The following is a 22,555-nucleotide window of genomic DNA, read 5'->3' on the forward strand; positions in this document are numbered from 1 at the left end:
CGTGGTCACGGCGCGCGGCGGGCCGTATCGAGGATCAGCTGCATGAGCGTCAGGTCCAGCCAGCGGCCGAACTTGCAGCCGACCTGACGCATCTGCCCGACATGGATGAAGCCCAGCTGCTGGTGCATGTGCACCGAGGCGCGATTCTCGCTCTCGATGGCGCCGACCATCACGTGCTGCCCGGCGCGGCGGGCGCGCTCGATCAGCTCGCGCATCAAGCCGCGACCGATGCCGCCGCCGCGCTGGCCATCGCGCACGTAGACCGAATGCTCGACGGTGTGGCGAAACCCTTCATGCGGTCGCCACGGGCCGTAGCTGGCGTACCCGACCACCTGCTGTGCATCGTCCAGCGCCACCAGCACCGGATGCCCCTGCGCCTCGCGTTCGGCGAGCCAGGCCTGGCGGTTGGCCAGATCGGCCGGCGTGTCGTTCCAGATCGCCGTGCTGTTCAGTACGGCGTCGTTGTAGATGAAGAGGATGCCTTCCAGATCGGTTTCACGGGCGTCGCGTATCAGCACGTTGCAGTCCTTGGGGAAGTGGGTCGGAGAACACATTGACCAGTCTCTCAGACAATTGGTTGAGCTATGGCGACACGCTGCGTTGTGATGCGGAAAAAGGCGCGGCCGCCCGCGCGCCCCGAAAGGCACTCGGGGCACGGGGCGTCACGGCTGTCTGGAGCCGCTGAGCCGGGCGAAGAAGCGCTGCTTGGCCCACTCCGAACAGGCCGCATACAGCAGCGTGATCAGCAGCACCGCGATAAGCACCGTGGCCGGCAGCGGTTGCAGGGCGAACCAGCCGCCCGCCGGCGTATAGGGCAGCAGCACGGTGAGCAGGGCGACGAGCAGTGAACTGACCAGCAGGAAGCGGCCCGGCCGGCTGCGGTAGAACGGCTTGTGCGTGCGCACCACGAAGATGATCACCAGCTCGGTGATCAGCGATTCGACGAACCAGCCGCTGCGAAACAGCTCCGGCTGCTCGCCGACCAGATACAGCAGCACACCGAAGGTCAGCAGATCGAACGCCGAGCTGATCAGCCCGAACAGGATCATGAAGCGCCTCACCTCGCCGATGTCCCAGCGGTGCGGCGTGCGCGACCAGTCGGCATCGACACGGTCGCCGGCGATGCCGATGGCCGGGATGTCGGAGAGGAAATTGTTCAGCAGGATCTGCTTGGCCAGCAGCGGCAGGAACGGCAGGAAGAACGACGCCACAGCCATGCTGATCATGTTGCCGAAGTTGGCGCTGGTAGTCAGGTAGATGTACTTGAGCGTGTTGGCGAAGGTGCGCCGGCCTTCATCGATGCCCTGGCGGACCAGCGCCAGCTCGTGGCGCAGCAGCACGAAGTCGGCGGCCTCCTTGGCCACATCCACCGCGGTGTCCACGGAGATGCCGATATCCGCGGCGTGCAGCGCCGGCGCGTCGTTGATCCCGTCGCCGAGAAAGCCCACCACATGACCGGTCTTCTGCAGCGCGCGGATGATGCGCTCCTTCTGGTTGGGATCGACCTCGGCGAACAGGCTGATGCGTGGCGCCAGGTTGATCAGCGCCTCGTCGCGCATCTGCCCCAGTTCGCTGCCGGTGATGACGCGCTCGACCGGGATGCCGACGCTCTCGGCGACCTGCTGCGCGATCAGGCGGTTGTCGCCGCTGATGATCTTCACCGCCACGCCCAGCTCGCGCAGTGCGTCCAGCTCTTCGCGCACGCCCGGCTCGGGCGGATCGAAGAACAGCAGGAAACCGGCGAAGGTCAGGCCCTGCTCGTCATCGGTGCTGCAGTCCGGCTGCTCGAGCCAGCGGTAGGCGACACCCAGCACGCGGTAGCCGGCTGCGCTCCAGGTGGCGAAACGCTCGCCGAGCGCTGCGCGCAGCGGTGCGCTCAGCGGCAGCACGGCATCGCCCTGCTGCACGGACTGCGACACCTGCAGAATGGTTTCCAGCGCGCCCTTGCAGATCAGCCGCGGCGCGGCCTGCCCGGCTTCGCGCACCAGCACGCTCAAGCGCTTGCGCGCGAAGTCATAGGGCACCTCGTCCAGCTTGTCGGCACTGGCCGGCGCCTGTGGCAGCTCGCGGACATGCTCGCAGATCGCCTCGTCCAGCGGATTGCGCAACCCGGTCTGCAGCGCGGCGTTGAGCCAGGCCAGGCGCAGCACCGCAGCGCTGGGCTGGCCGTCGACGTCGACCGCGCCGTCGAGCGCCACCACACCGCGGGTCAGGGTGCCGGTCTTGTCGGTACACAGGGTGTCCATCGCGCCGAGGTTCTCGATCGCGTTGAGGTGGCGCACGATCACCCCGCGCGTGGCCATCCGCCGGGCGCCGGCCGAAAGGGTCGCGCTGAGAATCGCCGGCAGCAGCTCGGGCGACAGCCCGACGGCCAGCGCGATGGCGAACATCAGCGTGTCCAGCGGCGGGCGGTCGAGGAACAGGTTGAGCCCGAGCACCGCGGTGATCATCACCAGCATGACTCGCAACAGCAGCCCGCCGAAATGGCGCAGGCCGCGCTCGAATTCGGTTTCCGGCGGGCGCAGCACCAGCGAGCGCTCGATGTGCCCCAGCTCGGTGTGCATGCCGCAGTTCACCGCCAGCAGACGTGCCGTGCCGCTGCGCAGCGAGGTGCCGCGGAACAGACAGTTGTCGCGCTGGGCGAGGCCGGCGGCGGCCTCCACCTGTCCGGCCTGTTTGTTGACCGGGAAGGTTTCGCCGGTCAGCAGCGCCTGATTGACGAAGCAATCGCGCGCCTCGATCAAACGACCGTCGGCGGGGATCAGGCTGCCGGCGGAGAGTTCGACGATGTCGCCTGGGACGACCTCGCTGGCCGGCAGGTTCTGCAGACGGCCGTCGCGCCAGACGTCGGCGCGGCTGGCCACCTGCTCGCGCAGACGCTCGATCGCCCGGTTCGAGCGGATTTCGTGCAGGCTGCCGACCAGCGCACTGGCCAGCACGATGCTCAGCACGATCAGCGCGTCCAGCCAGTCGTGCGCCACCAGCGCCACCACTGCGCCGATCAGCAGGATCAGCACCAGCGGGCTGGACAGCTGGCGCACCAGCGAGGCGCCGATCTGCCGCGCCAGGCTCGGCCGGTACGCGCGCGTGACCGACGGCTGGCGTGCCGCGGCATCGTCACTGGCGAGCCCGCCCGGTGCGGTCTTCAGGCTGGCGTAGAGCGCATCGAGCGGCAGGCTCCAGTAGTCCGGCCGGCTGGCTGCGGAGTCATCAGGGCGGGACTTGCCAGAGCGCCAGCGGCTGAACACATCGTGCATGCCTTGCCTCCTGGGGGCGCGCGTGCAGAGAGCGATGGTCGACTGCGCCAGCGGGCGCGGCATTGACGTCGGTCAGGCGCCCATCGCGAGGCGCTGTTGCAAGGCTAGATCGCCATTGGGCGTTGCACACCTTTGCGGCGCTGTTTTCGCCGCGAACGGGCGTGTGCACCGTACCTTGCGTGGCACCGGGAGCGGGTCTTTCTTGCAGCCATCGGCAGCGGCTTCTAGCATGGCCGGCCGCTATCGAGACGATTGGTCATGTCACGCCCACCTCGCCCTCCTGCCTCCCGTTCCGTCCGGCCGAGCCGCCAGCTTGCGCCGCGCCGTGTCGCCAAGGCGCCGCCGGCCGAGCCGCGCCTGCTGCTGCTGAACAAGCCATTCGACGTGCTGACCCAGTTCGCCGATGCCGATGGGCGTGCGACGCTGAAAGATTTCGTCGATGTGCCCGGCGTCTATCCCGCCGGGCGCCTCGATCGCGACAGCGAGGGCCTGCTGCTGCTGACCAACGACGGCCGCCTGCAGGCGCGCATTGCCGATCCTAAGCACAAATTGCCCAAGACCTACTGGGTGCAGGTGGAGGGTGAGGTGAGCGAAGAGCAACTCGAACGTTTGCGCAGGGGCGTCGAGCTGAACGATGGCCTGACGCTGCCGGCCGAGGCGCGGCGGCTGGACGAACCCGCGCTGTGGCCGCGCAACCCGCCAGTGCGCTTTCGCAAGAGCGTGCCGACCGCCTGGCTGGAGCTGGTGATCCGCGAGGGACGCAACCGTCAGGTGCGGCGCATGACGGCGGCGGTCGGGCTGCCGACGTTGCGACTGGTGCGCGTGCGCATCGGACCGTGGTCGCTCGCTGGGCTGCAGCCCGGCGAATGGCGGGAAGTGCCGGCGCGGCTGTAGCGCACCGGCTGCGGCGTCAGTAGTAGGACTTGATCACGTCGATGCCCTTGCCCAGCACCTCGCGCCAGGCTTGCAGGTCTTCCTTGCCGGCCGCTTCGTCGTGCTCGCCGACCGTGCGCAGCAGCGCCGCCAGCCAGAGATCGTACAACTCGGGACGAATGTCGAAGCCGCTGCGCGAATGGCTCTGGCCGAGTGCCTTGAGCTTGGTGTCCGGCATGCCGCGGGCGAACAGCACCAGATTGAGGATGCCGGCACGCAGCAGATGCTTCTGCGCGGCCATGTCGGTCTGCACGAACTTTTCGCGCACCATCGGCGAGCTGGCGAGGAAGTTGACGTAGAAGTCATCGAAGAAGCTTGCGCTGGCGCAGCAGCGACCATAGCTCTGCATAACCCGATCAGTGGGTTTCATGGCTTTTCCTTGGCAAATAGCGACCCGGACCGCATCAGCATGACGCGGCCGCAGGTTCGGATGGGGAGGGCGATCAGATGCCTTCGAGGCTACCGATCACCAGGGTCTTGATGACGAAGCCGAGCACGCCCAACCCGAGCGCGCCGAACAGCACCAGCGTGCCGTAGCGTCCGGCCTTCGATTTTTTTGCGAGATCCCAGACGATGAAGGCCATGAAGGCCACCAGGCCACCGACCAGGATGATCATCATCCATTCTTCGAAAACAGCTGGATCCATCGAATCCTCCGCATGACTAGGTCTGAAAACAGACGACGAGAGCTATGACAGCGGCAGGCGGATAGTTATCGAGCGGGGCTCTTATTGGATTGCGTGCGGGGCATAGCAAGGCGGCGCGGATTATACGCAATCGCCTCGGCCGGTGGGGCGCGGGTTCGTGAGCGGCGTCTCAGCCGCGCAGGTGCTCCAGCGGCAGTTCGGTACTGGAGGCCACCTGGCGCAGCACGAAGCTCGAACGCACACTCGACACGCCTTCGATGCGCGTCAGCGTACCGAGCAGGAACTGCTGGTAATGCTCCATGTCCGGCACCACCACTTTGAGCTGGTAGTCGGCATCCATCCCGGTGACCAGGCTGCATTCGAGCACCTGCGGGCACTTGCCGATCACGCCTTCGAAGTGCTCGAAGCGCTCCGGGGTATGCCGATCCATGCCGATCAGTACGTAGGCAGTGAGCGTCAGGCCGAGCTTCTTGCGGTCGAGCAGGGCGACCTGGCGGGCGATGTAGCCGTCGTCCTCGAGTTGCTTGACCCGTCGCGAACAGGGCGAGGGCGACAGGCCGATGCGTTCGGCCAGGTCCTGGTTGGAGATGCGCGCGTCGTGCTGCAGTTCGGCGAGGATGCGCAGGTCGTAACGATCGAGTTTGCTCATTTCTGCTGCCGCAAAATTATGGATTGCGAAAAAGGATGATCTAGTTATCGATCATTGCGCAAGTGGGGTTTGTTTGAGCAATCTTCGCAAACATCTTTCGCGGCAGGGCGCGTAACCTGATCACAACTTCCGCTCCCGGCAGTAACGGTACCGGTCAACCGGCTGGTACATCCCCACTGCGCTTACCCAGCGTAGCGGTCCGGGACCCCACCGCCCACAAGGCGCTGGATGAAGATGCCGTTACCATCGGCCCGCCAGATGATCAGAGACCACGCTTCGGCGTGGTCTTTTTTTTGCCCGCTAACGTGCCTCGGGCTTCACCACTTCCTGGGGATCGGCGTGCACCAGCACTTCGGCGCGCGGGTAGCGTTGGTGAATGATCGCCTCGACCTCGTCGCACAGCGCATGCGCGCGCGACAGCGACAGCTCGCCGGGCAGCTCCAGATGCAACTGGACGAACCAGCGCGTGCCGGAAACCCGCGTGCGCAGGTCGTGGCAGCCGAGCACGCCGGGCACGCTGCAGACCAGCCGGTGCATGTCTTCGCTGATCTCCGGGGATACCTCGGTGTCCATCAGCACCGCACCGGCCTCGCGCAGGATGCTCGCCGCGCTCCACAGGATGTAGAACGCAATGGCGATGCCGAAGAGGGCGTCCAGCTGCTCCCAGCCGTAGCTGGCCAGCACCAGCGCCAGCAGGATGCTGCTGTTGAGCAGCAGGTCCGAACGGTAATGCAGCGAGTCGGCGCGGATCGCCGTCGAGCCGGTGACGCGCACCACATGCCGCTGATAGGCCAGCAGCGCCACGGTCAGCACCAGCGAAACGACGATCACCACGATACCCAGCAGCGGCGCGCCCAACGGTTGCGGATGCAGCAGGCGGTCGACGCCCTGGGCGCCAACCAGCAGCGCACTGACGCCGATGAACGCCGCCTGCCCGAGCCCGGCGAGTGCCTCCGCCTTGCCGTGGCCGTAACGGTGATCGTCGTCGGCCGGACGCAGCGAGTAGTGCACCGCCAGCAGGTTGAGCAGCGAGGCGGCGCCGTCGAGCAGCGAGTCGGTCAGCCCCGCCAGCAGGCTCACCGAACCGCTCAACCACCAGGCCACCGCTTTGCTCACGGCCAAAAACAGCGCCACCGCCAGCGCGGCGCCGGTGGCGCGGCGTAGCAGGCGAGCATGCTCGGCGCTGATGTTACGGCTGCCCGCTGCCATCAGGCCGCAGTCCGCAGGCCGTAGGTGGCGAGCTGTTCGTGGCTGCCGTGCTGCTCGATCAGGCGCGGATCATCCAGCGGCAGGCTGCGGCCGATTTCTTGTTCGAGGATGGCCTTGAGGCGCGTCGGGTCGACCTGCCCGTCGGCGCCGAGGGCATCCTGCAGCTTGTTCGGCGCGACCGAATACTGGCCTTCGGGCAGGTAGATGGCGCCGGTGGCGAAATCGATGCCGAAGGCGATCAGCCCGGGAATCACGTAGAACAGCAGGCCGATGGCGTTCAGTGCGGCAATCGCCGGATCGATGCGGCCCTCGATCTGGCCGCGACGGTCCGGATAGAACAGCGTGCCGCAGGCGGCCAGCTGGGTCAGCAGGGAGACGGCCAGCAGGCCGCCGATGACGCGGGAACGAGTACGCATGGGGACCTCCGCAGAAAGTGGCGCAACTATACAAGGGCTGCGTGATGTTTTCCTGATATCGGACCGCCGCGCGGGCATCGCTGTTCGCGAGGATGAGTGCCCGGCAATGCCGCTTACGTGCAGCCGTTCGGTGCGTGCCCGTTTGCTCTTACAATCGTGCGCCTTGAATGGAGCCGCCCATGACCCCGCTACCCATCGACGAAGCGCTGCCCGCGCTGCGCCAGGCCCTGCTACAGCGCGACGAAGCGGTGCTCGAAGCACCGCCGGGCGCCGGCAAGACCACCCGTGTGCCGCTGGCGCTGCTCGACGAGCCGTGGCTGGCCGGACAGAAGCTCATCATGCTCGAACCGCGGCGTCTGGCCGCGCGCGCGGCAGCCGAGCGGCTGGCCAGCGAGCTGGGCGAGCGGGTTGGCGAGACCGTTGGCTATCGCATCCGCCTGGACAGCAAGGTCGGGCCGCAAACGCGCATCGAGGTGGTCACCGAGGGCATTCTCGCGCGGCGCCTGCAGGACGATCCGGCGCTGGAAGGCGTCGGCCTGGTGATCTTCGACGAGTTTCACGAGCGCAGCCTGGACGCCGATCTGGCGCTGGCGCTGACGCTCAATGCGCGGGTGCTGCTGCGCGACGAGCCGCTCAAGTTGCTGCTGATGTCGGCCACGCTGGAGGGCGCGCGGCTTTCCAGCCTGCTCGCCGAGGCGCCGGTGGTGCGCAGCGAGGGGCGCATGCATCCGGTGACGTTGCGCTGGGGGCGCCCATACCAGGCCGGCGAACGCATCGAGGCGCGGGTGGTGCAGACCGTGTTGCAAGCGCTGGAGGAGCAGCATGGCAGCCTGCTGGTGTTCCTCCCCGGCCAGGCGGAGATTCGCCGCGTCAACGAGGCGCTGGCCGAGCAACTGGGCGAGCGCGGCGACTTGCTGCTCTGCCCGCTGCACGGCGAGCTGGAGCTGGCCGCCCAGCGCGCGGCGATCGAGCCGGCGCCGACCGGCAAGCGCAAGGTGGTGCTGGCGACCAATATCGCCGAGACCAGCCTGACCATCGAGGGCGTGCGCGTGGTGGTGGACGCCGGTCTGGCGCGGGTGCCGCGCTTCGACCCCGGCAGCGGCATGACGCGCCTGGAGACGCGGCGCATCGCGCGCGCCTCGGCGACCCAGCGCGCCGGACGCGCCGGTCGCCTGGAACCCGGCGTCTGCTACCGGCTGTGGTCCGAGGAGCAGCACGCGCAGCTGGCGGCCTATGGCGAGGCGGAAATCCTTCAGGCTGATCTGGCAGGCATCGCCCTGCAGCTGGCGCGCTGGGGCGCCGAGCCGGACGAACTGGTCTGGCTCGATGCGCCACCGGCCGCCGCCTACGCCCAGGCGCAGGCGCTGCTGGAGCGCCTCGGGGCTTTGCGCCACGGTCCGCAAGGCAGCTGGCAATTGACCGGCCACGGCCAGGCGATGGCCGAACTGCCGGTACATCCACGGCTGGCGCATTTGCTACTGCGCGGCCAGGCGCTGGGACAGGCGGCGCTGGCGGCGGACATCGCCGCACTGCTCAGCGAACGCGATACCCAGCGTGGCGGCGGCGCCGACCTTGCCCTGCGCCTGCATCAGCTGCAGGACGGCCGTGGCGCCAGCGTGCAGCGCGTGCGCCAGCTGGCCCGGCAGTTCCGCGGTTTGCTGCGTGGCAGCGGAGCGGCGCCGGCCACGCTGAGCGAGGCGCAGGCCATCGCCGCGTTGCTGGCGTTCGCCTACCCCGACCGCGTCGCCCGCCAGCGCCGCGAAGGCGGCGGTGCCTATCGCCTGGCCAACGGCCGCGCGGCGCAGTTCGACGAGCCCGATGCGCTGATGAAGGAACCCTGGCTGGTGATCGCCGAACTCGGCAGTCATCAGGGTCGGCGCGAGGAACGCATCTACCGTGCCGTCGCGCTCGACCCGGCGCTGTTCGACGATGTGCTCGCCGAGCAGGTCAGCCTGCACGACGAACTGGAGTGGGACGAGCGCGAGGGCGTGCTGCGCGCCGAGCGTCAGCGCCGCGTTGGTGAGCTGGTGCTCGCCCGCGAGCCGCTGCCGCAGCTGGATGACGACGCGCGTGGGCGGGCGCTGCTCGGCCTGGTGCGGCGCAAGGGCCTGGAGCTGCTGCCGTGGACGCCCGAGCTGCGCCAGTGGCAGGCGCGCATCGCGCTGCTGCGGCAGCTCGATCTGGACCGCGACGGCGACAGCGAATGGCCGGACGTCAGCGATGCCGCGCTGCTCGCACGGCTGGAAGACTGGCTGCTGCCCTATCTGGGCAAGGTGTCGCGGCTGGCGCACTTCGCCCAGCTCGACCTCGCCGCCATGCTCGCCACGCTGCTGCCCTGGCCGTTGCCGCAGCGCCTGGAAGAGCAGGCGCCGCAGGCGCTTGCGGTGCCCTCCGGTTCGCGTATCCGCCTGGACTACAGCGAGCGGCCGCCGGTGCTGGCGGTGCGGCTGCAGGAGCTGTTCGGCCTGGCCGAGACGCCGCGCATCGCCGGCGGCCGCCAGCCGGTCAAGCTGCACCTGCTGTCGCCGGCGCGGCGCCCGGTGCAGGTGACGCAGGACCTGGCGAGCTTCTGGGCCAACACCTATGCCGAGGTGAAGAAGGATCTCAAGGGGCGCTATCCCAAGCACTACTGGCCGGACGACCCGCTGATCGCCGAGCCTACCGCGCGGGCAAAACCACGCGGGCAGTAGCGGGTGCACTCGCCGCGCCGGTCACGCTGACGTCTTCGCCAGCCTCGCGCAGTTCGGCATAGGCCTTTTCCAGGGCGGCCAGTACCGCCGCGCTGTCGCGGGTATGACGCGAGACGATGAAGTGGATCGGTGTCGCGCCGATCGGCACGTAGGGCAGTTCGTCCAGCTGCAGTCGCTCGCGCATCAGGTCTATCGACAGCCCGTAATCGAGCAGGAAGTCGGCGCGCCGGTAACGCAGCATCTGCAGGGCCGATTCGTGATTGCTGGTGCGCAGCAGACGCACCTTCAGCGCCGGGTCGTGCAGCAGCTGGGTGACGGCAGGCCAGTAACTGTGGCCGCCGATGACGATCACCCCCTGCCCGGACAGCCCCTCGGGAAGGCGCGGCGCCGGCGTATCCGGGCGGAAGTAGAGATTGAGCTGCGCATGCCCGAGCGTCTGCCGGCTTTCCAGCGTATGCGCCGCCAGCTCGGGTTTGCCCGGGGTGCCGACCCACATATCGATGTTGCCGTTCTGCAGCGCGGCGTACAGGCGGGCGCTGGGTAACGCGCGAAACTGCGCACGGTAACCGGCGCGCTGCGCGACCCGGCGGGTCAGGTCAGCCATCGGCCCGCGGGCACGCTGCTGGGCGTCGCTGTAGATCACCGGGGCGAATTCGGCATAGCCGACGATCAGTCGCGGCTGCACGAGCGCATCGGCATGCGCCGGGAAATGGCTGGCCAGCAGCAGGGCGATGAACAGGAAAGAAACTTTCAAGGATGAAAAACGCCGTCCGTGGTATGTCGCGGGGAGCAGGATGCGCACTCCGCCGGGGTTTGTCCATGCGCCGGACGTCACTGGCGCAGGAAAGCCGCGCCCACGGCGCCTATGCTCAAGGCGCAGGAGCCGGATCGAGGAGACGCCTATGCGGCGCAAGGTTTTCACCAGCAGAGTGCTCGAACGCAAGGTGGTGCTGATTACCGGCGGCTGCGCCGGCATCGGGCGTGCGCTGGCGGTGCGCATGGCGCAGGCGGGCGCGCGGCTGGTGATCTTCGATCTCGATCAGGTCGCGCTCGACAGTCTGGTGCAGCATCTGGCCGATCATCACAACGCCCAGGCGCTGGGACTGCGCTGCGATGTCAGCGACCGCGAGGCGGTGCAGCAGGCGATGACGCTGGTCATCGAGCGTTACGGCGGCATCGACGTGCTGGTCAACAACGCCGGCATCACCCATCGCAGCCGCGTGGCGGACACCAGCCTGACGGTGTTCCAGCGGATCATGGCGGTGAACTTCTACGGCGCGCTGCATTGCACCCAGGCGGCGCTGCCGAGCCTGCTCGCCCGTGGTGGCCAGATCATCGTGCTCAGTTCGCTGTCGCAGTACGCCCCGGTGCCGGACCGCGCCGCCTACAACGCCAGCAAGCACGCACTGCACGGGCTGTTCGAAACCCTGCGCGGCGAACTGCAGGGCAGCGACGTCAACGTGATGCTGGTTTGTCCGGGCTACACCGCCACCGATCTGCGCAAGAACGTGCTGGTCGGCGACGGCTCCACCGCGCCGCAGCCGGTGCTGACCCTGGGGCGGGTGGCGTCGCCGCAGGATGTGGCCGAGGCGATTTACCGCGGCGCGCTCCGGCGTCGCAAGCTGCTGGTGCTATCCAACCTCGACTGGCGGGCGCAACTGCTGGCGCGCTGTTTCCCGCGTCTGTACCAGAGCCTGTTGTTGCCGCGCCTGCTCGGCTCGCGCGCGCGCTGAGTGGCCCGGCCTCACCGCTAGGCCGGCGTGCCGTAGAGGCTGTGCATCAGGGCCTCGTCCCAGTAGGTTGCCTCGATCTTGTGGCCGTCGAGGTCGCGTACGAAGCAGCCGTAATAGGGTTCGCCATACTCCTGGCGGGGCCCCGGGGCGCCTTCATCGCGGCCGCCGGCGGCGAGCGCGGCGCGATGGAAGGCATCCACCGTGGCCCGGTCGGCAGCGAAGAAGCCGACGTGGCTGCCATTGCCCACCGAGGCGGGGGCGCCGTCGATCGGTGTCTGGATCCAGAACTCCGGGTATTCGCGGCCCCAGGCCACCGCGCCGGGATGCTCGAGGATGCGCTTGCAGCCGAGCGTGGCGAGTACCTGGTCGTAGAACGCAACCGCGGCGTCGAACTGCGCGGTGCCGAGCGAGATGTGCGAGAGGATGCTGGGGTTGGTTACGGTCATGGCGGTGCTCACATGGCGGGTGACGGAGCAAGCCTAGCAGGCCCCGGCGGTGCTGCCGGGGCGTCGGGCGAACGGTCAGATGTGGCCGCGATCGCCAGCCGGCGTATCGCTGCAGAGCATGAAGCAGCGGAACAGCATGATGGTCGGCAGCAGCTGCAGCACGCCCACCAGCGCATCGAGCGCCAGCCGCGGCAGCGGCTCGACCGCACCGTCGCCGACCAGCGCACCGGCCAGCCAGGCCTCGATCAGCCACAGTGGCAGCAGCACGCTCAGCACACAGCCGAGCACCAGCAGGAAGCGTCCGCGGGTGAGTGCGAAACTCGCCTTGATCGCCGCCAGCGGCGACAACCCGCGCAGCACCAGGAGGAATTCGGCGAAGGCGATCTTCACCATCACCCAGATGCCCGGCAGCACGAACAGCGAGGCGCCGAGCATGATCAGCAGCGTGCCGAGTCCGGTGAGCACTGCCAGCGCCGGCCACAGCGGCAGCGCGCGTGCCAGCACGGCGCGCGGGCCGGGCGCATGGCCATGGCTGCGGGCGTCGAGAAAAAGGATCAGTGCGCCGGTGTAGAGCGGATAGAACAGCATGCCCACCAGCAGCTCCTGCGCCGGCAGCGAATCCTTGCCCAGCCAATGGTCCACCGCCAGCCGCGCGCCGCTCTCGAGCAGGATCAGCGGCAGGCACAGGCGCACGATCGCGCCGAAGTGGCGGGTATAGAAGAACCAGGCGTCACGCAGGATGGCTAGAACGTTCATCGCATCGAAGGCTGAGCAGCAAATCGGGGCGCCACTGTAGCCGATGCGCCGCGGGCAGGACATGTGCGATGTAGCCGTCCATACTGGCGGCCCCGTACCCAACGAGTCGCCGCGTGAAGAAGATCGCCCTGTTCGCCGATGTGCAGAACCTCTACTACACGGTACGCCAGGCCTATGGCTGCCACTTCGACTACGCCGCGCTGTGGGCCGACGTCAGCCGGCATGGCCGTATCGTCGAGGCTTATGCCTACGCCATCGACCGCGGTGATGCGCGCCAGCAGCAGTTCCAGCAGATCCTGCGTAACCTCGGTTTCACGGTGAAACTCAAGCCCTACATCCAGCGCAGCGACGGCTCGGCCAAGGGCGACTGGGACGTGGGCATCACCATCGACGTGTTGGACGCCGCGGCGCGGGTCGACGAGGTGGTGCTGGCCTCCGGTGACGGCGATTTCGATCTGCTGCTCGAACGCGTGCGCGCCGGCGGCGGCGAAGCGACTGCTTATGGCGTGCCTGGGCTGACGGCGCAGTCGCTGATCCGCGCGGCGACGCGTTATGTGCCGGTCGAGGGCGAGTTACTGCTGCGTGGCTGAATGTAGGGTGGATGACGCTTCATCCATCCACTGGGGCAATGCAGGAAGGTGCGTGATTTGCCTATCAGGTGAACCGTGCCGCGGTGGAAAACGCTGCGCGGTTTTCCACCCTACATGGCTGGCGCGGAGATCGTAGGGTGGATGGCGCTTTCTCCATCCACCGCAACGCCCGTCAGGCTTCGCCGAGAGCTGCCAGGCGCTTGCGCACGGCCGCTTCGATGCCGACGGCATCCAGGCCGCATTCGGCGAGCATTTCGCTCGGTTTGGCGTGTTCGACGTAGCTGTCCGGCAGGCCGAGGTGCAGCAGCGGCATGACGATGGCCTCGGCCGCGAGGAATTCGGCAACCGCACTGCCGGCGCCGCCCATGATGCTGTTCTCCTCGACCGTCACCAGCAGCTCGTGGCTGCTTGCCAGTTCGCGCAACAGGGCTTCGTCCAGCGGCTTGACGAAGCGCATGTCGACCACGGTGGCGTCCAGCGCTTCACCGACCTGCAGCGCCTCGGGCAGCTGCACGCCAAATACCAGCAGAGCGACGCGTTCGCCCTGACGGCGCACCACGCCCTTGCCAATTTCCAGCGGCGCCAGGCCCGGCTCGATGGTCGCGTTCGGCCCGCTGCCGCGCGGGTAGCGCACCGCTGCCGGGCCCTCGAACAGATAGCCGGTGGTGAGCATGCGGCGCATCTCGTTCTCGTCGCTCGGCGTCATGATCAGCATGCCGGGGATGCAGCGCAGGTAGGACAGATCGAAGCTGCCGGCGTGGGTCGGCCCGTCTTCGCCGACCAGACCGGCGCGGTCGATGGCGAACAGCACGTCGAGATTCTGCACTGCGACGTCGTGGATCAGCTGGTCATAGGCGCGCTGGAGGAACGTCGAATAGATCGCCACCACTGGCTTCATGCCCTCGCAGGCCATGCCGGCGGCGAGCGTCACGGCGTGCTGTTCGGCGATGGCGACGTCGAAGTAGCGATCCGGGTAGCGTTCGCTGAAGGCCACCAGGTCGGAGCCTTCCTTCATCGCCGGGGTGATGCCGGTCAGGCGCGGGTCGGCGGCGGCCATGTCGCACAGCCACTGGCCGAACACGTTGGAGTACTTCGGCCCGGAAGGCTGCTTCGGCTTGGCGGGCGCACCCACCGGCTCCAGCTTGCTGATTGCGTGCCAGGTGATCGGGTCGGCCTCGGCCGGGGCGAAGCCCTTGCCTTTCTTGGTGACCACGTGGAGAAACTGTGGGCCATCGAGGTCGCGCATGTTGCGCAGGGTGGCGATCAGCGTCGGCAGGTCGTGGCCGTCGATCGGGCCGATGTAGTTCCAGCCGAGTTCCTCGAACAGCGTGCCAGGCACCAGCATGCCCTTGGCGTACTCCTCCGTGCGACGGGCGATTTCCCAGGCGCCGGGCAGGCGCGACAGCACCTTCTTGCTGCCCTCGCGCATGCTCGCGTAGGTGCGACTGGAGAGGATCTTGGCCAGGTAGTTGGACATGCCGCCGACGTTGCGCGAGATCGACATATCGTTGTCGTTGAGTACGACGAGCATGTTGGCGCCGACTTCCGGCGCGTGGTTGAGCGCCTCGAAGGCCATGCCGGCGGTCAGCGCGCCGTCGCCGATCACCGCGATGGCCTTGCGCTTCTCACCCTTGAGGCGGGCGGCGATCGCCATGCCCAGCGCGGCGCCGATCGAAGTGCTGGAATGGCCGACGCCGAAGGTGTCGTATTCGCTCTCGCTGCGCCGCGGGAAGGCGGCCAGGCCGTCCTTCTGGCGCAGTGTGCCCATACGCTGGCGCCGCCCGGTGAGGATCTTGTGCGGGTAGGCCTGATGGCCGACATCCCAGACCAGACGGTCGTCAGGGGTGTCGAAGACGTAGTGCAGCGCGATGGTCAGCTCGATCACGCCGAGGCCGGCGCCGAAGTGGCCGCCTGTCTGGCCGACGCTGAACAACAGATCCTGGCGCAGTTCGTTGGCGAGCTCGTCGAGTTCCGCCTCGCCCAGTCGGCGCAGCTGCTCGGGCGTCGCCGCTCGGTCAAGAACGGGCGTCGCAGGGCGCACCCGAGGAATCTCATGGAACGTCTTGGGCATCAGGCGGATCGTTTTGTCGTTGAAAAAAGAGCGGCAGTTTACCCGATGGGGGCGACGATAAGAACGGCCGCGCGCTCGGTGGGGCTTCGTCGCGGCCGCGCTGCCTGCGGCCGGACGCTTCAGCTGCGGCGCTCGACGATGAAACGCGCCAGCTCGCGCAGCGGTTCGGCGGCGATATCGAAGGGGCGCAGCGCATGCAGGGCCTGATCGCGCAGCTCGATGGCGTAGGCCTTGGCCTCATCCAGTCCGAGCAACGCCGGGTAGGTCGGCTTGTCGCGGGCGATGTCGGCGCCCTGGTGTTTGCCGAGTGTGGCGGTGTCGCTCTCGACATCGAGGATGTCGTCCTGCACCTGGAATGCCAGGCCAATCGACCGGGCGTAGTGGCTCAGCGCGCCGAGGCTGTCGGCGTCGGCATGGCCGCTGGCCAGTGCGCCGAGCTGCACGCTGGCTTCGATCAGCGCGCCGGTCTTGTGCCGGTGCATCAGCTCCAGCGCGGCGCGATCGAGTTTCAGCCCGACCGAACCGAGGTCGATGGCCTGCCCGCCGACCATGCCGGCCGGGCCTGCGGCACGCGCCAGCACGGCGAACATGCGCAGGCGCAACGCGGCATCGGCAGGATTGTGCTTTTCCTCGGCCATCGCCTCGAAGGCCAGGCTCTGCAGGCCATCGCCGGCGAGAATCGCGCAGGCTTCGTCGAAGGCTTTGTGGGTGGTCGGCTGGCCGCGACGCAGGTCGTCGTCGTCCATCGCCGGCAGGTCGTCGTGCACCAGCGAGTAGGCGTGGATCAGCTCGACCGCGCAGGCGGCGCCATCGGCTGTCGCGCGGTCGCCGCGCAGCGCTTCGCAGGCGGCGTAGACCAACAGTGGACGCACGCGCTTGCCGCCGTTCATCACGCTGTAGCGCATCGCCTGGTAGAGGCGTTCAAGCTGCGGGCGCGGGGGGGCGAAGAGCGCTTCGAGGCAGCTGTCGACGCGTTGCTGACAGTCTTTCTGGTAGTCGCCGATGATCATGCCTGGGTATCCGGCTCGAAGGGCGCTTCCTGCAGGGCGCCGTCGCGTTCGAGCAGGATCTGCACCTTCTGTTCGGCCTGGCTCAGCGCCGCCTGGCAGTCGCGCGTCAGGCCGATGCCCTGTTCGAAGCAGGTCAGCGAGTCCTCCAGCGACAGCTCGCCGCTTTCCAGGCGTTCGACCAGTTGCTGCAGTTCGGCGAGGGATTGTTCGAAATCGAGGGCGGCTTTCTTGCGGGCCATGCGGGCACCTGTCGGCGGCGGGTCGGAAACGGGCGCGACATTAGCAAAGAAGCCCTGTCGCAGCCACCCGTTCGCCGGTATCCGCTCAGGCGAGGTAGGTGGCCCAGAAGTAGTAAAGCGTCATGCCGCTGCCGACCAGGATCACCAGCGCGCGCAGCCAGCTCGCCGGCAGTTTCTGACTCAGCGCACCGCCGGCGTAGCCGCCGAGCGTCGCGCCGCCGAGCAGGATCAGCAGTTCGAACCAGCTGACCCGCCCGGCGAAGATGAAGGTCAGGCTGGCGACGCTGTAGATCACCGCCGAGATCAGGTTCTTCAGCGCGTTGGCGCGCACCAGCGCATGCCCCTCGATGGAGAACGCCGCCAGCTGCAGGATGCCCATGCCGGCGCCGAAGTAGCCGCCGTAGATCGACACCAGGCTATGTGCGCCGAGCGACAGCGGCGAATGCGGTGGCACGGCGCTTTCCTTGCGCCGCGCGGCCAGCCAGCGGCTCAGTCGCGGGCTGGCGGCGAACAGCGCGGTAGCGGCGAGCAGCAGCCAGGGGATCAGCAGGCTGAACACGTCGTCGCCACCGGCCAGCAGCAGCAGGCCGCCGAGCAGGCCGCCGGCCAGACCGGCCAGCAACAGTGGCAGCAGGTAGCGACCGAGCGGACGCAGACTTGCGCGTGCCGCCCAGGCGCCGGCCAGGCTGGCGGGCCAGAGCGCCACGGCATTGGTGGCGTTGGCGGTCACCGGCGGCAGGCCGATGGCCAGCAGCGCCGGGAAGGAGAAGAAGGTGCCGCCGCCGGCCAGTGCGTTCATCCCGCCTGCGGCGAAACCGGCGGCGACCAGCAGCAGAATCTCGAGGATCGACATGAGGCAGGGTCCGTGGCAAAAACGGGCAGGGTAGCCAGCCCGTCGCGCCAAGGCCAGCCGCACATGGCGCGGCTCAGCCGTCTAGCGGCAATAACAGCGCCGGCGTCGGCGGGATGACACCGGCCAGCAGGCATTCCTCGGCGGCCAGCGGGCGCGCGTAGTGGTAGCCCTGCAGGCTCGGGCAGTTGTTCAGCCGCAGGAACGCCGCCTGCCGCTCGTTCTCCACCCCCTCGGCGACCACGTGCAGGCCCAGGTGTGCCGCCATCGTCAGAATGCCGCGCACCAGCGCCACCGAGTGCTCGCTATCGGGCAGGCCAGCGACGAATTCGCGGTCGATCTTGATGCCGTCGAAGGGGAAGCGCTGCAGGTAGGTCAGCGAGGCGTAGCCAGTGCCGAAGTCGTCGAGCAGCAGCGGCAGGCCGGCGGTCTTGAGGCGGGTGAGGGTCTGCTGCACATGCTCGTCGGCCTCCAGCAGCGCGCTCTCGGTGATCTCCAGTTCCAGCAGCTCCGCCGGCGTGTCTTCCTCGGCAAGGATGGCGAGCAGGCTGCCGGCCAGATCGGCCTGACGGAAATCGAGCGGCGAAAGGTTCACCGCGATCCGCAGTTGGTGACCCTGTTCGCGCCACTGGCGCGCCTGCCGGCAGGCCTGGCGGAACACCCAGCGGGTGGTTTCGATGATCAGCCCGCTGTCTTCGAGCACCGGGATGAATTCGCCCGGCGGCACCAGACCGCGCTCGGGTGAGTTCCAGCGCAGCAGCGCTTCCATCACCTCGGGTTCGCCCGCGGCGTTCACCTGTGCCTGGTAATGCAGCACGAACTGCTCTTCGTCCAGCGCGCGGCGCAACGCCTGCTCGAGCTGACGGCGGCGCTCGGCCGCGGCGCTGAGCTCCTGGCTGAAGAAGCGCGTGCAGTTGCGCCCGGCATCCTTGGCGGCATACAGCGCCAGGTCGACCTGCTTGAGCAGCTCGCTGGCGCTGCCGCGACCGTCGCTGCTGGCGATGCCGATGCTGGGGCTGACGAAGCATTCGTACTGGTTGATGCGGATGGGCGGCTGGAAGCCTTCGATCAGATGCTCGGCCAGTTGCCCGGCCTGCTGGGCGTCGCTGTGTTCGAGCAGCAGCATGAACTCGTCGCCGCCGGTGCGCGCCAGCAGCGCCGGCTCCGGCGCCAGCTGACGCAGGCGCTCGCCGACCTGGACCAGCAGGCGGTCGCCGATCTCGTGGCTGAGGGCGTCGTTGATACGCTTGAAGTGATCCAGGTCGAGGTACAACAGGCTCAGCGCCACGCGCTCGCTGAGCAGTTGCTCGAGTCGCTGGACTAGGAAGTTGCGGTTGGCCAGCTGTGTCAGCGGGTCGAAATGCGCGAGGAAGCGCAGACGCTGCTCGGCACGCAGATGGTCGCCGATGTCACGCAGCAGCATCAGCGCGTGCGTTTCACCGTTGCGCAGGAACGGCGTGCAGGTGATTTCCAGCGGCACCTGCTGGCCGTGCCGGTGCCCGGTCAGCTGCAGCACGCTGTTGGCCGGTGCGCGCTGCAGCCGCTCGGTGGCGTCCGGCTCGAGCAGACGGTCGGCCGGAACATTGCCCACCAGCTCGTCCGGTGCGCAGTCGAACAGGGCGGCGGCGGCCGGGTTGGCCTGTTGCACGCGCAGCTCGCCGTCGACCACCAGCATGCCGATCGGCGCCGTGTCGATGAGGTTGCGCATCAGCTGCTCGCTTTCCTGCTGGGCGAGCCGGCGCTGGTGCAGCTGGTTCATCATCTGGCTGAAAGTGGTGGCGAGCTGACCGATCTCGTCCTGGCCGCTGACGGCTGGCGGCTGCGGCTGCTGATCCTGGGCGAAGGTCCGTGCGGCCCGGTCGATGCGGGCCAGGCGGCGGGTGATCAGGTGGTTGTAGAGCAGGTTGAGCGCCAGGCCGAGCAATACCAGCAGGCTCAGCGTCTGCGCCAGGTAGAACCAGCCGTCGCGGCGGGTTTGCGCCACGACCGGAGCGAAATCGAACTCCACCAGCAGCGCTTCGCGCAGCGGCGCACCCGTTTGGGTGGCGCGGTCCAGCGGGTAGATGACCAGCTGCCGCGCCGACGAATCGCCCAGCCAGCCGACGCGGCCACTGCGCACGTAGTCGGTGAGTACGTCCGGGTCGATCAGCGTCAGCTTCGTCGGGTCCAGCCCCAGGCGGGTGCTGCCGATGACGCGCAGCTGCTGGTCGATGACCATCGCCCAGCGCACGCCCTGCAGGCTGGCGACGTCGGCCAGCTCGGTCTGCAGCTCGGCGGTACGGCCCATGCGCTGGTGGTCGCTGAGGCTGCTCTGCAGCAGCGCCAGGTGCTGGCGGGTATGGACGCGCCAGTGCTCCAGCGTCTCCTCGACGCGACTCGGCATGTGCCAGGCAGTCAGCAGCAGGGTGAACGTCAGGGCGAACAGGCCGAGCAGCAGCGGCAGCGACAGACGCAGGGAATAGCGGGTCAGCATTTCCTACCTCGGCATTCGGCAAGCAACTGTTGGGCGGGGCGCGGATTGGCGAGCAGACCGCGCTCGCTCAGATAATCGCTCAGATGCTGGACGCTGCGCAGCAGCTGGCCGCTGTCCAGCCATTGGCGGTTGAGCGCGGCGTCGCCCATCACCACCCCGGCCAGCGTGACCTGCATCGCCTCGGCGCTGAGCCCGAGGCGCGCCTGCAGGCGCGGATCGGTTTCCGCACGGTTTTCCTGCCAGGTGCGCAGCGAGGTGAGCCACAGCGCCTTGAGCTGCAGGCGCCGCTCGGTGCTGACGTGCCGGCGGTCGACCACCAGCACGTCGACGATCTCGCCAGGTAGCTGCCGGCTGTCGAACAGCCGTCGCGCGCCGTGGCGCTCCAGTGCCGGCCCTTCCGAGGCGAAGGAGATGACTGCATCGACCTTGCCCTCGCGGAAGGCCTCGACGTGCTCGTGCACCGGCAGGCTGACCACGGTCACGTCGTCGATGCTCAGCTGCGCCTGGTCGAGCAGGCGCTCCAGAAAGAATGCGCCGAGCGCCGTGTTCTCGACGCCGATGCGCTGTCCCTTCAGCGCGTCCAGCGAGGCGATCGGGGCACGCGCGAACAGCGCATCGGCACCGGCGGAGACGTTGGCGACCAGCACGATCTCCAGGTCGAGTTCCGGCGCGCGGTCCTGCAACAACAGCACTTCGTCCAGCGTCAGCAGCGCGGCGTCCAGCATGCCGTTGCGAAAGCCGCGCAGCACACCGGTGGTCGTCGGATACTCGACCAGGCGCACGCCGGCGGATTCGGTCCAGCGCAGATCGTCGGCCAGATAGATCGGTCCATAGCCCAGCCAGCGATTGCTGCCGACGCGAGTCGGCTCGGTATTCGGCTGGCAGCCGAGCAGAATCAGGCCAAGCAGCAACAGAAGTGTCAGGCGCATCCTGCGACCTCGTGATGGTTGAGTGCCACCATAGCGGAGTCGCACAGCCGCGTGAATCCCGCAAAAAGTCTAGGGCCATTCATCTTCCGGCTAGATGCCGGCAAGGCCGGTCCGCCCGTGGGGCACGGCGTTTCGCAGGCAATAAAAAAGCCGGCTTGTGGCCGGCTTTCAGGGGTGGCGCTGGCTTACTTCTGATAAGCCTCCGCCGCCTTGATGATTGCTGCGCGGGCCGCATCGGCGCCTTCCCAGCCTTCGACCTTGACCCACTTGCCTTTCTCCAGATCCTTGTAGTTCTCGAAGAAGTGCTTGATCTGCTCGATCAGCAGCGGAGGCAGGTCGGTGTATTCCTTCACGTCCTTGTACAGCTGGGTCAGCTTGTCGTGCGGGACGGCGATCAGCTTGGCGTCACCGCCGGCTTCGTCGGTCATGTTCAGCACGCCGACCGGACGGCAGCGGATGACCGAACCCGGTGCGACCGGATACGGGGTCACGACCAGCACGTCCAGCGGGTCGCCGTCGTCAGCCAGGGTGTGCGGGATGAAACCGTAGTTGGCCGGGTAGAACATCGGGGTGGCCATGAAGCGGTCGACGAACAGGCAGTCGGTGTCGTGATCGATTTCGTACTTGATCGGTGCGTGGTTGGCCGGGATTTCGATGGCGACGTAGATGTCGTTCGGCAGATCTTTGCCAGCCGGGACTTTGCTGTAGCTCATGAAGGAAAGGCTCCGTGATCGGCCAGCGTGGCCGGGGGGCGGAAAAAAGTGGGCGCGATTATAGGCGCAATGTCGCGCGCAATGCACGCCGGGTTCGACGCGTACGGCCTAGGCAGGTTCCCGGTAGGCCGGGTGTTCGGCCTGCAGTCGCTGCAAGCGTTGCAGCGGGTTCTGACGATAGAAATCGGCGAGCTGGGCGTAGACCTCGGGGAAGGCGGCGTGCAGCAGGTCCGGCGCGCTGAAGAAGTATTCGCTGGTGACGGCGAAGAACTCCGCCGGGTTTTCCGCGGCATAGGGATCGATCGGCGTTTCGGCGTCTGGATCGGCGTCGAGGCTGGCGTTCAGCTGGTCGTAGGCCTGCTGCATGGCCACCGCCCAGGCGTCGATGCGCATGTAGCGGTGCAACGGCGGCAAGCCATTGGCGTCGCCGTTGAGCATGTCCAGCTTGTGCGCCAGCTCGTGGATCACCAGGTTGTAGGCCTCCCAGCCACCGCTCTGCTGCACGCCGGGCCAGGCGAGGATCACCGGGCCCTGCAGCCAGGCCTCGCCGCTGTGTTCGGCGTCCCACTCATGCTCGACGCCGGCGGCGTCGCGGTGCTTCTGCGGGCTGAGGAAGTCGTCCGGATAGATGACGATCTCGTGGAAGCCGCGATACCAGCCCAGATCGGCCAGATGCAGCAGCGGCAGCTGGGCCTGCAGTGCCAGGCGCAGGCGATCCTCGGCCTGCAGCTCGACGCCCGGCCGGGCGGTCAGACGCTTATCGTGCAGGAACAGCACGGCGCGTTCGCGCAAGCGGGCGAGTTCGTCGTCGCCGAGGCCATCGAGAATCGGCAGGCTGTCGAGCACCTGCTGCCACAGCTCCGGGGCCACCGGGTTGCGGGCGAGGATGCGTTTGCGCTGCCAGGCGCGAAAGGACCACATGCGTGCAGGTTCCAGCGAGGCGG

At 67.9% G+C, this 22,555-nt stretch carries 22 protein-coding genes; 4 read left to right on the plus strand and 18 right to left on the minus strand.

What is annotated here, in order from left to right; genetic code table 11:
* Window positions 1–5: 5 nt before the first annotated feature.
* Both NAV27_RS02520 and mgtA read right to left on the minus strand, forming a co-directional pair.
* Complete coding sequence (locus NAV27_RS02520; RefSeq protein ID WP_180981403.1) at window positions 6–554, minus strand: GNAT family N-acetyltransferase; 549 nt, start codon at window positions 552–554, stop codon at window positions 6–8.
* A 108-nt stretch (window positions 555–662) separates the two neighbouring features.
* The gene (gene mgtA, locus NAV27_RS02525; RefSeq protein ID WP_102827845.1) at window positions 663–3,257 is read right to left on the minus strand and encodes a magnesium-translocating P-type ATPase; all 2,595 of its coding nucleotides are present in this window, start codon (window positions 3,255–3,257) and stop codon (window positions 663–665) included.
* A 258-nt stretch (window positions 3,258–3,515) separates the two neighbouring features.
* Here mgtA and NAV27_RS02530 point away from each other — a divergent pair, with 258 nt between their 5' ends.
* Window positions 3,516–4,151 (plus strand): pseudouridine synthase, encoded by a 636-nt coding sequence (locus tag NAV27_RS02530; RefSeq protein ID WP_102827844.1) that lies wholly within the window; start codon window positions 3,516–3,518, stop codon window positions 4,149–4,151.
* A 16-nt stretch (window positions 4,152–4,167) separates the two neighbouring features.
* On the opposite strand, the gene NAV27_RS02535 is transcribed toward NAV27_RS02530, so the two are convergent.
* The 5 genes from NAV27_RS02535 to pmcY form a co-directional block, all read right to left on the minus strand.
* Window positions 4,168–4,560, minus strand: a complete 393-nt coding sequence (locus NAV27_RS02535) for a globin (protein ID WP_043297686.1) — start codon at window positions 4,558–4,560, stop codon at window positions 4,168–4,170.
* Between the two features lie 73 nt (window positions 4,561–4,633).
* Entirely contained in the window at window positions 4,634–4,837 is a 204-nt protein-coding gene (locus NAV27_RS02540; RefSeq protein ID WP_003290551.1) for a DUF2788 domain-containing protein, read from the minus strand.
* Between the two features lie 169 nt (window positions 4,838–5,006).
* The gene (locus NAV27_RS02545) at window positions 5,007–5,486 is read right to left on the minus strand and encodes an Lrp/AsnC family transcriptional regulator (protein WP_008569683.1); all 480 of its coding nucleotides are present in this window, start codon (window positions 5,484–5,486) and stop codon (window positions 5,007–5,009) included.
* A gap of 300 nt (window positions 5,487–5,786) precedes the next feature.
* Entirely contained in the window at window positions 5,787–6,695 is a 909-nt protein-coding gene (locus tag NAV27_RS02550; RefSeq protein WP_043297683.1) for a cation diffusion facilitator family transporter, read from the minus strand.
* On the minus strand, window positions 6,695–7,111 hold the full coding sequence (gene pmcY, locus NAV27_RS02555) for a periplasmic Zn2+ metallochaperone PmcY (protein ID WP_102827843.1): 417 nt from the start codon (window positions 7,109–7,111) through the stop codon (window positions 6,695–6,697). The genes NAV27_RS02550 and pmcY overlap by 1 nt, the downstream gene beginning before the upstream one ends.
* Window positions 7,112–7,290: 179 nt before the next feature.
* Between pmcY and hrpB the strand changes: the two genes are divergently transcribed.
* Window positions 7,291–9,801, plus strand: coding sequence for an ATP-dependent helicase HrpB (gene hrpB / locus NAV27_RS02560; RefSeq protein WP_102827842.1), 2,511 nt, complete (start codon window positions 7,291–7,293; stop codon window positions 9,799–9,801).
* Here the strand turns inward: hrpB and NAV27_RS02565 are convergent.
* Window positions 9,770–10,555 (minus strand): substrate-binding periplasmic protein, encoded by a 786-nt coding sequence (locus NAV27_RS02565; protein ID WP_102827841.1) that lies wholly within the window; start codon window positions 10,553–10,555, stop codon window positions 9,770–9,772. The genes hrpB and NAV27_RS02565 overlap by 32 nt on opposite strands.
* A 148-nt stretch (window positions 10,556–10,703) precedes the next feature.
* Here NAV27_RS02565 and NAV27_RS02570 point away from each other — a divergent pair, with 148 nt between their 5' ends.
* Complete coding sequence (locus NAV27_RS02570) at window positions 10,704–11,534, plus strand: SDR family oxidoreductase (protein ID WP_102827840.1); 831 nt, start codon at window positions 10,704–10,706, stop codon at window positions 11,532–11,534.
* A gap of 17 nt (window positions 11,535–11,551) precedes the next feature.
* On the opposite strand, the gene NAV27_RS02575 is transcribed toward NAV27_RS02570, so the two are convergent.
* Entirely contained in the window at window positions 11,552–11,980 is a 429-nt protein-coding gene (locus NAV27_RS02575; RefSeq protein WP_043297672.1) for a VOC family protein, read from the minus strand.
* A gap of 75 nt (window positions 11,981–12,055) precedes the next feature.
* Window positions 12,056–12,736 (minus strand): YciC family protein, encoded by a 681-nt coding sequence (locus tag NAV27_RS02580; protein ID WP_102828259.1) that lies wholly within the window; start codon window positions 12,734–12,736, stop codon window positions 12,056–12,058.
* 83 nt (window positions 12,737–12,819) lie between these two features.
* Here NAV27_RS02580 and NAV27_RS02585 point away from each other — a divergent pair, with 83 nt between their 5' ends.
* A complete protein-coding gene (locus tag NAV27_RS02585; protein ID WP_305128078.1) occupies window positions 12,820–13,326 on the plus strand; it encodes a LabA-like NYN domain-containing protein in 507 nt (168 codons plus the stop codon).
* 172 nt (window positions 13,327–13,498) lie between these two features.
* Here NAV27_RS02585 and dxs read toward each other — a convergent pair whose 3' ends face one another.
* The 8 genes from dxs to NAV27_RS02625 all read right to left on the minus strand — a co-directional run bounded on the left by dxs (window position 13,499) and on the right by NAV27_RS02625 (window position 22,532).
* Entirely contained in the window at window positions 13,499–15,397 is a 1,899-nt protein-coding gene (gene dxs, locus NAV27_RS02590) for a 1-deoxy-D-xylulose-5-phosphate synthase (protein ID WP_102827839.1), read from the minus strand.
* Window positions 15,398–15,516: 119 nt separating this feature from the next.
* Entirely contained in the window at window positions 15,517–16,407 is an 891-nt protein-coding gene (locus NAV27_RS02595) for a polyprenyl synthetase family protein (protein WP_180981402.1), read from the minus strand.
* Window positions 16,404–16,646 (minus strand): exodeoxyribonuclease VII small subunit, encoded by a 243-nt coding sequence (locus NAV27_RS02600; protein WP_003290524.1) that lies wholly within the window; start codon window positions 16,644–16,646, stop codon window positions 16,404–16,406. Before NAV27_RS02600 ends, NAV27_RS02595 begins: the two co-directional genes overlap by 4 nt.
* Window positions 16,647–16,731: 85 nt before the next feature.
* Window positions 16,732–17,499: a sulfite exporter TauE/SafE family protein gene (locus tag NAV27_RS02605; RefSeq protein WP_003290523.1), complete on the minus strand. Its 768-nt coding sequence runs from the start codon at window positions 17,497–17,499 to the stop codon at window positions 16,732–16,734.
* 73 nt (window positions 17,500–17,572) lie between these two features.
* Window positions 17,573–19,969 carry a putative bifunctional diguanylate cyclase/phosphodiesterase gene (locus NAV27_RS02610; RefSeq protein WP_102827838.1) on the minus strand — a complete coding sequence of 799 codons (2,397 nt, stop codon included), beginning with the start codon at window positions 19,967–19,969 and terminating at the stop codon, window positions 17,573–17,575.
* Window positions 19,963–20,898: an ABC transporter substrate-binding protein gene (locus NAV27_RS02615; protein WP_102827837.1), complete on the minus strand. Its 936-nt coding sequence runs from the start codon at window positions 20,896–20,898 to the stop codon at window positions 19,963–19,965. The genes NAV27_RS02610 and NAV27_RS02615 overlap by 7 nt, the downstream gene beginning before the upstream one ends.
* A 185-nt stretch (window positions 20,899–21,083) precedes the next feature.
* Window positions 21,084–21,611 (minus strand): inorganic diphosphatase, encoded by a 528-nt coding sequence (ppa, locus tag NAV27_RS02620; protein WP_003290517.1) that lies wholly within the window; start codon window positions 21,609–21,611, stop codon window positions 21,084–21,086.
* 108 nt (window positions 21,612–21,719) lie between these two features.
* Window positions 21,720–22,532 carry a M90 family metallopeptidase gene (locus NAV27_RS02625; RefSeq protein ID WP_102827836.1) on the minus strand — a complete coding sequence of 271 codons (813 nt, stop codon included), beginning with the start codon at window positions 22,530–22,532 and terminating at the stop codon, window positions 21,720–21,722.
* Between the last annotated feature and the right edge of the window lie 23 nt (window positions 22,533–22,555).

Origin of the sequence: Stutzerimonas degradans (genome assembly GCF_024448505.1) — a bacterium.
In the GTDB taxonomy this organism is placed as follows: Bacteria; Pseudomonadota; Gammaproteobacteria; order Pseudomonadales; family Pseudomonadaceae; genus Stutzerimonas; species Stutzerimonas degradans.

What these genes read in the sequence shown, in the direction of transcription:
- NAV27_RS02520 (WP_180981403.1), bottom strand. Translation starts at nt 554, where the DNA reads ATGTGTTCTCCGACCCACTTCCCCAAGGACTGCAACGTGCTGATACGC.
- mgtA (WP_102827845.1), bottom strand. Translation starts at nt 3,257, where the DNA reads ATGCACGATGTGTTCAGCCGCTGGCGCTCTGGCAAGTCCCGCCCTGAT.
- NAV27_RS02530 (WP_102827844.1), top strand. Translation starts at nt 3,516, where the DNA reads ATGTCACGCCCACCTCGCCCTCCTGCCTCCCGTTCCGTCCGGCCGAGC.
- NAV27_RS02535 (WP_043297686.1), bottom strand. Translation starts at nt 4,560, where the DNA reads ATGAAACCCACTGATCGGGTTATGCAGAGCTATGGTCGCTGCTGCGCC.
- NAV27_RS02540 (WP_003290551.1), bottom strand. Translation starts at nt 4,837, where the DNA reads ATGGATCCAGCTGTTTTCGAAGAATGGATGATGATCATCCTGGTCGGT.
- NAV27_RS02545 (WP_008569683.1), bottom strand. Translation starts at nt 5,486, where the DNA reads ATGAGCAAACTCGATCGTTACGACCTGCGCATCCTCGCCGAACTGCAG.
- NAV27_RS02550 (WP_043297683.1), bottom strand. Translation starts at nt 6,695, where the DNA reads ATGGCAGCGGGCAGCCGTAACATCAGCGCCGAGCATGCTCGCCTGCTA.
- pmcY (WP_102827843.1), bottom strand. Translation starts at nt 7,111, where the DNA reads ATGCGTACTCGTTCCCGCGTCATCGGCGGCCTGCTGGCCGTCTCCCTG.
- hrpB (WP_102827842.1), top strand. Translation starts at nt 7,291, where the DNA reads ATGACCCCGCTACCCATCGACGAAGCGCTGCCCGCGCTGCGCCAGGCC.
- NAV27_RS02570 (WP_102827840.1), top strand. Translation starts at nt 10,704, where the DNA reads ATGCGGCGCAAGGTTTTCACCAGCAGAGTGCTCGAACGCAAGGTGGTG.
- NAV27_RS02575 (WP_043297672.1), bottom strand. Translation starts at nt 11,980, where the DNA reads ATGACCGTAACCAACCCCAGCATCCTCTCGCACATCTCGCTCGGCACC.
- NAV27_RS02580 (WP_102828259.1), bottom strand. Translation starts at nt 12,736, where the DNA reads ATGAACGTTCTAGCCATCCTGCGTGACGCCTGGTTCTTCTATACCCGC.
- dxs (WP_102827839.1), bottom strand. Translation starts at nt 15,397, where the DNA reads ATGCCCAAGACGTTCCATGAGATTCCTCGGGTGCGCCCTGCGACGCCC.
- NAV27_RS02595 (WP_180981402.1), bottom strand. Translation starts at nt 16,407, where the DNA reads ATGATCATCGGCGACTACCAGAAAGACTGTCAGCAACGCGTCGACAGC.
- NAV27_RS02600 (WP_003290524.1), bottom strand. Translation starts at nt 16,646, where the DNA reads ATGGCCCGCAAGAAAGCCGCCCTCGATTTCGAACAATCCCTCGCCGAA.
- NAV27_RS02605 (WP_003290523.1), bottom strand. Translation starts at nt 17,499, where the DNA reads ATGTCGATCCTCGAGATTCTGCTGCTGGTCGCCGCCGGTTTCGCCGCA.
- NAV27_RS02610 (WP_102827838.1), bottom strand. Translation starts at nt 19,969, where the DNA reads ATGCTGACCCGCTATTCCCTGCGTCTGTCGCTGCCGCTGCTGCTCGGC.
- NAV27_RS02615 (WP_102827837.1), bottom strand. Translation starts at nt 20,898, where the DNA reads ATGCGCCTGACACTTCTGTTGCTGCTTGGCCTGATTCTGCTCGGCTGC.
- ppa (WP_003290517.1), bottom strand. Translation starts at nt 21,611, where the DNA reads ATGAGCTACAGCAAAGTCCCGGCTGGCAAAGATCTGCCGAACGACATC.
- NAV27_RS02625 (WP_102827836.1), bottom strand. Translation starts at nt 22,532, where the DNA reads ATGTGGTCCTTTCGCGCCTGGCAGCGCAAACGCATCCTCGCCCGCAAC.